Source organism: Streptomyces sp. NPDC088197 (assembly GCF_044741185.1).
Lineage (GTDB): Bacteria > Actinomycetota > Actinomycetes > Streptomycetales > Streptomycetaceae > Actinacidiphila.
This window is the reverse complement of the sequence record NZ_JBIUSD010000006.1, coordinates 40349-50038: the sequence shown is the minus strand read 5'-3', so window position 1 is coordinate 50038 and position 9690 is coordinate 40349. Positions and strand designations below refer to the sequence as shown.

The following is a 9690-nucleotide window of genomic DNA, read 5'->3' as shown; positions in this document are numbered from 1 at the left end:
CACGAAAACGCCAGACTTTCCACCGCCTCGGTGGAATGCGGAGTGCGCGTCCCGATCGCCTCGGAATTGTCGCCCTCCGCGCCGTCATCCGTGGTTGCGGACAGGACGGACGTGGACCGGTAATCGATCCCATCAGCGTTCAACTGGCCAGTCAACCGGGGTCATTGACCGCACGACCCCTGCCCCCGCGGGGGTACCCCCTAAAACACGGCCCCCACCCCCTATACCCATTCCGGGGTTTGAGCCACTGCCGCACGCTGTTACCGTCCACGGGCGATGAAATTCGGAATAATTCCTCATTCGCGGCGTGAAACAAGTGTCCGGCCACGGCCGCATCCGCACGCCGCGCGTCATACGCTGGGAGTCTCGCGTGACCGATTCCGCTGTGTCGCTGAGCCCGCCGTCTGCCGCCGACGGCGGCGCTGAACTGTTCGCGTGGCTGCGCCGCATGCGCGACGACCATCCGGTGTTCCGCGACGAGAGCGGCAGTTGGCACGTCCTGCGGTACGCGGACGTGCAGCGGGTGCTGTCGGACCAGAAGGACTTCTCCTCCGACCCGACCCCGGTGTCACCGAAAGCGGCGGAGATCGCCCGCGGTGACCTGGCCCAGATCGACCCGCCCGAGCACCACCATCTGCGGCGCGGGATCAGCCGGGTGTTCACGCCCCGCACCGTGGCCGAACTGGAGCCGCGGATCGCCGAGATCGGCCGGGAACTGCTCGGCGCCACCGACGGCATGGACCGTTTCGACCTGGTGCGGCATCTGACCCATCCGCTGCCGGTGATCGTGATCGCCGAGCTGCTGGGAGTACCGGCCGAGGACCGGCCGATCTTCCGGCACTGGGCGGACCGCATCATCGCCGCCAAGATCGTCGGCATCGACCTGCCGGAGAACTACGAGCGCCTGCGGACCGCGATCGAGGAGATGGACTACTACCTCGACGGCATGCTGGAGGAGCGGCGGTCCCGTCCCGGTGACGACCTGCTCAGCAAGATGGCCACCAGCGAGGTGGACGGCGAGCCGCTGTCGTCGGAGGAGGCCGTCAACTTCGCCCGGCTGCTGCTGATCGCCGGGCACATCACCACGACGATGATGCTGAGCAGCGCGATCCTGTGCTTCGAGGAGCACCCGGAGGCAGCCGCCGCGCTGCGCGCCGACCGCTCGCTGATCCCGGCCGCGCTGGAGGAAGTGATGCGCTACCGGCCGCCGTTCACCATCACCGGCCGGTACACCACCCGGGACGTGCCGATCGGCGGTGTGGTCATCCCCGAGCGGTCGATCGTCATCCCGTGGCTGGCGTCGGCCAACCGCGACGAGCGGCAGTTCGAGGACCCGGACCGGTTCGACATCACCCGTACGCCCAACGCGCACGTCGCGTTCGGCAAGGGCATCCACTTCTGCATCGGTGCGCCGCTGGCCCGGCTCGAGGGGCGCGTGGCCCTCAATCTCCTCCTCGACCATTACCAGGACGTGCGGCTCGACCGCAGCGAGCCGCTGGAGTTCTACGACCGGAACTTCTTCGGTGTGAAGTCGCTGCCGGTGTCGGTCGTCCACACGTGACCGCCGTGGCCTCCCCTTCAGGTCCCGACGGCCCTCGCCCTGCGCCCGGCCGACCGAACGCCTTCCCGACCCCTCTCCCGAACTCCCGTCCCATCCCTCTCCCGACTTCCCGTCCCACCCCTTCCCCGACCGCCCGTCCCACCGCCCTCCCGACCATCGGAGCAGCCACGATGACCGACGAGAAACGGGCCAAGTGGCTCATTCTCGAACACTGTCGGATGATCAACGACGGCAATGTGGAGGGCCTGCTCCAGCTCTACGCCGAGGACTGCACCTTCGAGGACCCGGTGGGCAACGGCGAGCAGCACGGCCTGCACGCGCTCAGCCAGCGCGCCGCCGCCGCCGTCTTCTCCGGCGCCTTCGAGGACGCGGCCATGCCGGTGGCGTCCAAGGACGGCCAGTGGGCGTCGGTGCCGATGGTCTCGACCTTCAACTACCTGCCGCTGGCGGGTCCCGCGATGACCGAGTCGGGCCTGCTGCCGCCGGTCCCGCCCAAGGACCCGGAGGAGAAGATGATCCGGGTGAACATCGTGATGACGATCCACGTCAACGAAGTCGGCCTGGTCGACCGGATGATGGCGCTGTACGGCAGCTCCGACGTCACCCTCATCGACCGGAAGTGACGGACCGCTGACCGCCCCCGGCCGGGCGGAGCGACACGGTGGCGGGGCCCCCCCCCCGGGGGGCGCCCCCCCCCGCGCCCCCCCCCCCCGGCCCCCACCCCGGTGATCGCCCGCCGGTGGGCGTGAGCAGTCACGGGGGGGGGGTAGCCGCCCCCCGCCGTGGGGCGCCGCCCCCCCCCCCCCCCGGGGGGGGGGGGGCCCCCGGGGGGGCCCCCCCGCGGGGGGGGGCCCCCCCGCCGCCGTTGTCAGCCCACCGGGGTACGGAACCGGTTGATCTCCGGCAGGTGCCGTTCACGTGTCTCGGGGTCGGTCACGCCGAGCCCCTCCTGGGGCGCCAGGCACAGCACGCCCACCTTCCCGCTGTGCTCGTTGCGGTGGACGGCGCGGGTCGCCTCCCCGGTGGCCTCCAGCGGGTAGACCGTGGACAGCGTCGGGTGCACCATCGCCTTGGTGATGAGGCGGTTGGCCTCCCACGCCTCGCGGTAGTTGGCGAAGTGCGAGCCGACGATCCGCTTCAGCGACATCCACAGGTACCGGTTGTCGTACTCGTGCCGGAATCCGGAGGTGGACGCGCACGTGACGACGGTGCCGCCGCGGCGGGTGACGAAGACACTGGCGCCGAAGGTCTCCCGGCCGGGGTGCTCCAGCACGATGTCCGGGTCCTCGCCGCCGGTCAACTCCCGTATCCGGCCGCCGAACCGCTTCCACTCGCGCGGGTCGGGCGTCTGCGGGTCCTTCCAGAACCGGTAGCCCTCCGCGGCCCGGTCGATGACCAGCTCCGCGCCCATGGCCCGCACCAGCTCGGCCTTGCGCGGGTCGGAGACCACGCACACCGGCACCGCCCCGCCGTTCAGGGCCAGTTGGGTGGCGTACGAGCCGAGGCCGCCGCCCGCGCCCCAGATCAGGACCACGTCGCCCTGCTTGAGCGAGGCGCCGTTGCGCGAGACGAGCTGGCGGTAGGCCGTGGAGTTGACCAGCCCGGACGACGCGGCCTCCTCCCACGTCAGGTGCGCGGGTTTGGGCATCAACTGGTTGGACTTGACGAGCGTCAGCTCCGCGAGGCCGCCGAAGTTCGTCTCGAAGCCCCAGATCCGCTGCTCGGGGTCGAGCATCGTGTCGTCGTGCCCGTCGGCCGACTCCAGCTCCACGCTCAGGCAGTGCGCGACCACCCGGTCACCCGGCTTCCAGTTGCGCACACCGGGCCCCGTGCGCAGGACCACCCCGGCGACGTCGGAGCCGAGGACGTGGTACGGCTGCGCGTGGCGCGCCGCCTCGGGGCTGCTGCGCGCGTACCGGTCGAGGAAGGTGAACGTGGGCAGCGGTTCGAAGATCGCGCTCCAGACCGTGTTGTAGTTGATCGCGCTGGCCATCACGGCGATCAGCACCTCACCGGGGCCGGGTTCCGGGGTGGCGACGTCGATGGTGTGCAGGGACTTGGCGGGGTCCTTCTCGCGGGTCTCCAGCCCCTCGAACATGTCGGTCTCCTCGCGGAGCACGGCCGCGCCGCGGTAGCTCTCCGGCACCGGGAGCGCGAGGAAGTCCTCGGCTCCGGCACCCGCGCGCACGGCGTCGATGATCTGCTGCATGAGCGGTCCTCCCGTTGTGACCCGGCGGTCAGGCGATCTCGTTGGTCGGCATGTGCACTTCCAGCGGGAGTTGGTGCCGCCTGGTGATGTTGAGCTTGCGGTAGACCCGGGTCAGGTGCTGCTCGACGGTGCTGATCGTCACGAACAGCTTCGCCGAGATCTCCCGGTTGGTGTATCCGCAGGCCGCCAGGGCCGCGACCCGCTTCTCGGAATCGCTGAGCTTCGCCTCGGCCTCCGCGCCCAGCGCGTCGGCGGCGACCGGTTCGGCGAGCGCGGCGGCGGCCGGGGCGAGATCCTGGGCCCGTTCCCGCTCGCCCTCCCGCAGCCGCTGCCCGGACTCCGCGCACAGCGGTTCCGCGCCGCACTCGCGGGCCAGGTGCAGGGCCCGGCGGGTGACGGCGATCGACCGTGTGGTCTCTCCCAGTTCGCGGTACGTCTCGCCCAGCACGCCCACGGTGCGGGCCAGTTCGAGCCGGTCGCCCGACCGGTGCAGGTCCTCGACCGCCCGGGCCAGCAGCGACGGCCGGAGCTTGAGGTCGACGCTCTGCGCGCGCAGCCGCAGCGTGACGCCGCGCACCCGCGGGTGCACCGCGTCCGGCATCCGCAGCTGGTCCACGATCAACCGCTCGGCGCGGTCGGGCTGTTCGAGACGGCACAGGGCCTGCGCGGCGTCGGTGCGCCAGGGCAGCAGCACCGGTCGGTCGACGCCCCAGCGGACGGCGAAGCGGCCCGCGGTCTTGAAGTCGGTGAGCGCGGCCTCGGGTTGGCCGGTGGCCAGGTAGAAGTGGCCGCGTGCCCGCAGGTATCCGAGACCGTAGACGCTCTTGAGCAACGCGTCGGGAATCGGCTGGTTGAGCCGCCGGGCCGCGGCCGTGTAGTCGCCCGCGGCCGTGTGCGTGAGGATCAGCACGGCCAGCGGACCGCCGACGAAGAAGCTCCCGTTGTGGGCGGAGACGCTGTTCAGCGACTCCTGCGCGTACTGCGCGGCGGCCTCCAGCCGCCCACCGCGCAACGCGATGTCGGCCCGCAGGCCGGCGAACACCGCCCGCCAGCCCGGCGCCCGCCGCCGGTCGGCCTCCTCCTGGAATCTGCGGCAGGCGTCGTCGGCGGCTTCCAGCCGGTCGCCGAAGTACAGCGACACCACGGCGTTGACGATCGGCGTCAGCGTCACGTCCATCAGCGGGGACACCCGCAGAAAGCGTTCGGCCGAGGTCTCCACGCCGGTGTCGGGCGACAGGACCGGGCAGCGCAGCGACCCGTCGGGGGACGGATGCGCCACCGCGTCCGCGGATATCGGGTGGTCCTGCAACCCGGGGTCGCCGCCCTCGCCGCACCACTGCCCGGCCAGGGGTGTCAGTTGACCGAGCGCTGCCTGCGCCGCGCCCCACTGGCCGGACGACGCCCTCGCCTTGAGGCCGCCGAGGATGGCGCGGGCCTCCTCGAAGCGGCCGTGGCTGATCAGCAGGTCGGCGAGACCGGCGGCGGTGTGCGCGGGCAGCCGGGTGGTGGCCGCGGAGGCGACCAGTTCCGGCAGGTGCCTGGCCTCGGCCGCGGCGGGGTTGATCCGCCACAGCACGGCGGCCAGCCGCAGCCTGATGTCCGTACGCACCCGCTCGTCGTCGCACCCGGCGCAGGCCAGCTCCAGGTAGTCGATGGCGAGCGGGGCGTCGTCCTCGTGCAGCGCGGCCTCCGCGGCCTCCCGCAGTACGGCCGCTCCCCAGGAGCCGGGCACCTCGCCCCCCGCGAGCAGGTGCGCGGCCACCGCCGAGGGGCGGGCGCCCTGGTCCCTGAGCAGACCGGCGACCTCGCGGTGCAACCGGCCGCTCTCGGCCGCGTCCAGGCTGTCGCGGACCACGGACCGCGCCACCGGGTCGCGGAAGCGCGGGCCGTCCACGATGCCCGCGGACTCCAGTGCCTGCAACGCCTCGTCGACGCTCCAGGAGGTGGCCTCGGAGACGCGCCCGACGGACTCGGTGTCGGCCGCCTCGCCCAGCACCGCGACGGCGGCGGCCACCTCCCAGGTGTCCTCGCCTCCGCGGCGCAGGCAGGTCAGCAGCGCCTGTCCGAACAGCTCCCCGGCGAGCGGCGGGGCGATGCCCGGCGGCCAGTGGGCCACCGCGCGGTGGCAGTCCTCGAGACACGCCCGCAGCAGCAGCGGATTGCCGCCGGTCAGCCGGTACAGCTCCGCGGCGTTGACCGCTCCGGCGGGCAGATCGGTATACGCGGCGAGGATCTGGGCCACACCGTCCTGGTCCAGGGGCAGCAGCCGCAGCCGGTGCACCTCGGGCTGACGCAGCAGCTCGACGGCGAACTGCGGGTCCCGCGGTCCGCCGTGCAGCGGCTGGGTGAGCACCATCAGGACACGTCCGCGCCGGGTCAGCCGGGCGAGCTGGAGCAGACACCGCAGCGACTCGGCGTCGACGTGCTGGAGGTCGTCGACGGCGATGACCACCGGTGCCTGCTCGGCCATGTCCTTCACGGCCGCGGCGAGTTGCCGGGCGAACCGGCCGGTTCCCTGGTCGGTGGCCCCGTCGGGCGGTACCGGTGGCGCGGTCGACGGCGGCACGCCGTCCATCAGTTGGGAGACGGCGCCCAGGGGTGTGCCGGCCTCGGCGGGCGACCCCGCCGCGCACAGCAGGGTGACCCCGGACCTGGTCGCCTCGTCGATGACCCATTCCAGGGTCTGGCTCTTGCCGCAGGCGATCGCGCCCTCGACCAGAACCGTTCTCCCGCTGCCGGACATGACATCCCGCAAGGAATTGCTCAAAAACTCTAACTGCGCTTCACGCTGAATAAATTCCACGACAGTGAACAGCCCCCGTTCAAACCGTTCAATTCGCATTACCCAAAAGACACCGGGAACGCAACAAAGCGCCTGCGGGTGTGAACCCCGTGGCACAGATGATCCTCATCTATCCCAAACAGCCAACTCCCACCGTATCCGAAAGCCGATTCGACTCTATCGCGGCTTTCCGAAGATCGGGCAACCCCGGCGCGTTAAGGAAGCGGAAGAAGTCGGCCATCTCCGACTCGGCCGCATCCGGGCCGGCCACGGCCGGCCCGGTCACCGCCAACCCGGTCACCGCCGGATCGGTCACACCGGCACGCCGAGCCGGTCGCGTAACCCGGCGATCACCGCCGGCCCCTCGGCCACCAGGTAGAAGTGGCCGCCGGGGAAGACCTCGATGTCGAACGGGCCCGCGGTGTGCCCCGCCCACGCCTCCGCTTCCGCGATCTCCACCTGCGGGTCGCGGTCGCCGACGAACGCGGTGACCGGGCATTCCAGCGGCGGCGCCGGGCGCGGCGCGTAGGTCTCGATGGCCCGGTAGTCACCGCGGACCGCGGGCATGATCATGCGCACGATCTCGTCGTCGGCGAGCAGATCGGCGTGGGTACCGGCGAGTCGGCGCAGTTCGGCGACGATGCCGGCGTCGTCCCGCCGGTGGACCGGATCGGGCAGCGGACGGTGGGCGGAGGGCGCGCGGCGTCCGGAGACGAAGAGCCGGGTCGGCTCCACCCCATGGTTCCGTTTCAGCCGCAGGGCCACTTCGTAGGCGACGACCGCGCCCATACTGTGGCCGAAGAACGCGGTCCTCCGGTCGACCATGGGGGCCAGCGCCTCGGCGGCCAGGTCGGCCAGGTCGTGCAGGTCCTGGACCGGTTGCTCGGTCCTGCGTTCCTGCCGTCCCGGATACTGCACCCCGATGACTTCGACATCCGGTTGCAGCGCGCTGGAAACGGGGAGGTAAAAACTTGCCGAGCCTCCGGCGTGCGGAAAACAGACGAGTCTGCGGGGTTCACTTCCGGGCGGAGCTGGGTGATAGCGGCTGAACCATGCCTCGCGGTTCACACACATCTCCAATTCGTACAAATCCGCCCAACGTGCCCAAGGAGTGCCATGCATGCGGTTTCGAAACTAGTTCGGCTCCGCACTCGCCAGTAACCCCTAATCCGGCGAGCGCCACCCCTATGAACGGAAAATGGCGAGGCAGGGGTGGCCGAAACCGGCAATCCGCGAGGACCGCTCGACCGGCTGCCCGCCCGGCGGCGGTGGCGCGTCGGGCCCCGGCCGAATTTGCCGCGCGGGCGGAGGGCGGGACGGGGTAGGCGAGGGCCAGGCCGTGTCGGCAGGACACGCATGAGGTCTCGCGGAGGATCGATGGAAGCGAACACCGTTGACGGCGGCGCGAGTTGCCAGGTTCTGGTGGTCGGTGCGGGGCCCACCGGGCTGTTGGTCGCCGAGGAGCTGGTCCGGCGCGGTGTGCGGGTCCGGCTGATCGAGCGGTCCACCGAGGAGAACACGCAGAGCAGGGCGTTGGTGGTGGGAGCCCGCACCCTGGAGGTGCTCGACGACCTCGGGATCGCCGAGGAGGCGGTCGACCGCGGCCGGATCCTGCGCCGTATCGACGTCCATCCCGGCCCGGACGACGTCATCCCGCTCGAACTGGACGGCATCCGCTCGCCGTTCCCCTTCGCGCTCTCCCTCCCGCAGCCGGAGGTGGCGGATTTACTGGAGACGGCCGCGCGGCGGCAGGGCGCGGTCGCCGAGCGCGGCACCGAACTGACCACGTGCCGTCAGGACGCGGACGGCGTCACCGCGACCCTGCGGATGCCCGACGGCGCGGAGCGCACGGTTCGCGCCGACTGGCTGATCGCCTGCGACGGGGCGCACAGCACCGTACGGCGGACGGCCGGGATCGCCGGCGACCACCGGGATCTGCACCGCGCCTTCCTGCTCGCCGATGTCGCGGCCGACTGGGACCTTCCCCAGGACCGGCTGCATCCCTGGCTGGGCGGCCACGGCATCCTCGTCCTGCTTCCGCTCCCCAAGCCCGGCCACTGGCGTGTCATCGCCGATGTCCCGTCCGGCTCCGACGCGCCGGAACCGGACGAGGACATGCTCAACCGGCTGCTCGCCGAGCGCACCCCGCTCTCCGGCGCCGACGGCGGCAGCGCGATCTCCCGTGTGGACTGGCTGAGCGGTTTCGAGGTGCGCGAGTCGCTGGCCGAGCACTACCGGCAGGGGCGCATCCTGCTGGCGGGGGACGCGGCGCACACCCACAGCCCGGTCGGCGGACAGGGCATGAACGTCGGCCTCCAGGACGCGCACAATCTGGCCTGGAAGCTCGCGCTGGTCGTGCAGGGGCGGGCGGGCGCGGGGCTGCTGGACTCCTATGAGCAGGAGCGCCGTCCGGTGGCGGACCGGGTGCTGCACGCCACGACCCGCGCCACGAAGGTGGCCACGACGCACGCCCCGGTCGCCCGTACGCTGCGAGCGCAGGCACTGCGGCTGATCAGCAGGACCCCTCCCGTACGGCATCGGCTGGCCCTCGGCGTCACCGAGCTCTTCGTCGACTACGAGCACAGCCCGCAGGTCGACCGCGCCCGCAGGTCCGGCGCGGGCGGCCCCGGCCCCGGCGACCTCTCCCCCGACGCGTTCGTCCACGACGGCACGGGCTTCACCACGCTGCGGCACCGGCTGCGCGGCAGCGAACACGCCCTGCTGGTGTTCCTCGGGTACGAGGACGACGAGCGGCGGATCGCGGAGGTGACGCGGGCGGGCCGCGAGGCGCTCGGGGACTTCGGCACCGTCGTCGCGGTGAGCCGGACCCGCGGGAAGGGCGACCCCGACCGGTCGCTGCTCGGCGACCGGCACGGCGCCTGCCACCAGGCGTTCGCGGCCACCGGCCCCGGCCTGTGCCTGCTCCGGCCCGACCGCTTCATCTCCCACCGCTCCCAGGGCTGGGACATGTCCGGAGTACGGGACCGGCTGGCCGCCCTCGCACGCTGACCGGGAGCGACGGCGCCTCCGCCGTCCGGGGCCGCGCGGCCCCGGACGGCGGGCGGGCGAGGTCCCGCGCACGCCGAGGAGACGCCCTTGTGACGATCCCCACTCGAACACCCGTTTCCCCGGTCCTCC

6 protein-coding genes are annotated in these 9690 nt (G+C 72.0%); 3 read left to right on the top strand and 3 right to left on the bottom strand.

Annotated features, from left to right (window positions below; all coding sequences use genetic code 11):
• The first annotated feature begins 370 nt into the window (after positions 1–370).
• Both ACIOC1_RS16750 and ACIOC1_RS16745 read left to right on the top strand, forming a co-directional pair.
• Entirely contained in the window at positions 371–1561 is a 1191-nt protein-coding gene (locus ACIOC1_RS16750; protein ID WP_401854970.1) for a cytochrome P450, read from the top strand.
• Between the two features lie 170 nt (positions 1562–1731).
• On the top strand, positions 1732–2184 hold the full coding sequence (locus ACIOC1_RS16745) for a nuclear transport factor 2 family protein (RefSeq protein ID WP_401306948.1): 453 nt from the start codon (positions 1732–1734) through the stop codon (positions 2182–2184).
• Between the two features lie 245 nt (positions 2185–2429).
• Here ACIOC1_RS16745 and ccrA read toward each other — a convergent pair whose 3' ends face one another.
• The 3 genes from ccrA to ACIOC1_RS16730 form a co-directional block, all read right to left on the bottom strand.
• Entirely contained in the window at positions 2430–3770 is a 1341-nt protein-coding gene (gene ccrA / locus ACIOC1_RS16740; protein WP_355332739.1) for a crotonyl-CoA carboxylase/reductase, read from the bottom strand.
• Positions 3771–3798: 28 nt separating this feature from the next.
• Positions 3799–6612, bottom strand: coding sequence for an AAA family ATPase (locus ACIOC1_RS16735; RefSeq protein WP_401854967.1), 2814 nt, complete (start codon positions 6610–6612; stop codon positions 3799–3801).
• Positions 6613–6864: 252 nt separating this feature from the next.
• Positions 6865–7626 (bottom strand): alpha/beta fold hydrolase, encoded by a 762-nt coding sequence (locus ACIOC1_RS16730; protein WP_391046433.1) that lies wholly within the window; start codon positions 7624–7626, stop codon positions 6865–6867.
• A gap of 303 nt (positions 7627–7929) precedes the next feature.
• On the opposite strand from ACIOC1_RS16730, the gene ACIOC1_RS16725 reads away from it, so the two are divergent.
• Positions 7930–9561 (top strand): FAD-dependent monooxygenase, encoded by a 1632-nt coding sequence (locus tag ACIOC1_RS16725; RefSeq protein WP_401854966.1) that lies wholly within the window; start codon positions 7930–7932, stop codon positions 9559–9561.
• Positions 9562–9690: the final 129 nt, after the last annotated feature.

Bases quoted from the DNA above. Each gene is read 5' to 3' on its own strand.
- ACIOC1_RS16745 (WP_401306948.1), top strand. From the start codon at position 1,732: ATGACCGACGAGAAACGGGCCAAGTGGCTCATTCTCGAACACTGTCGG.
- ccrA (WP_355332739.1), bottom strand. From the start codon at position 3,770: ATGCAGCAGATCATCGACGCCGTGCGCGCGGGTGCCGGAGCCGAGGAC.
- ACIOC1_RS16735 (WP_401854967.1), bottom strand. From the start codon at position 6,612: ATGCGAATTGAACGGTTTGAACGGGGGCTGTTCACTGTCGTGGAATTT.
- ACIOC1_RS16730 (WP_391046433.1), bottom strand. From the start codon at position 7,626: ATGTGTGTGAACCGCGAGGCATGGTTCAGCCGCTATCACCCAGCTCCG.
- ACIOC1_RS16725 (WP_401854966.1), top strand. From the start codon at position 7,930: ATGGAAGCGAACACCGTTGACGGCGGCGCGAGTTGCCAGGTTCTGGTG.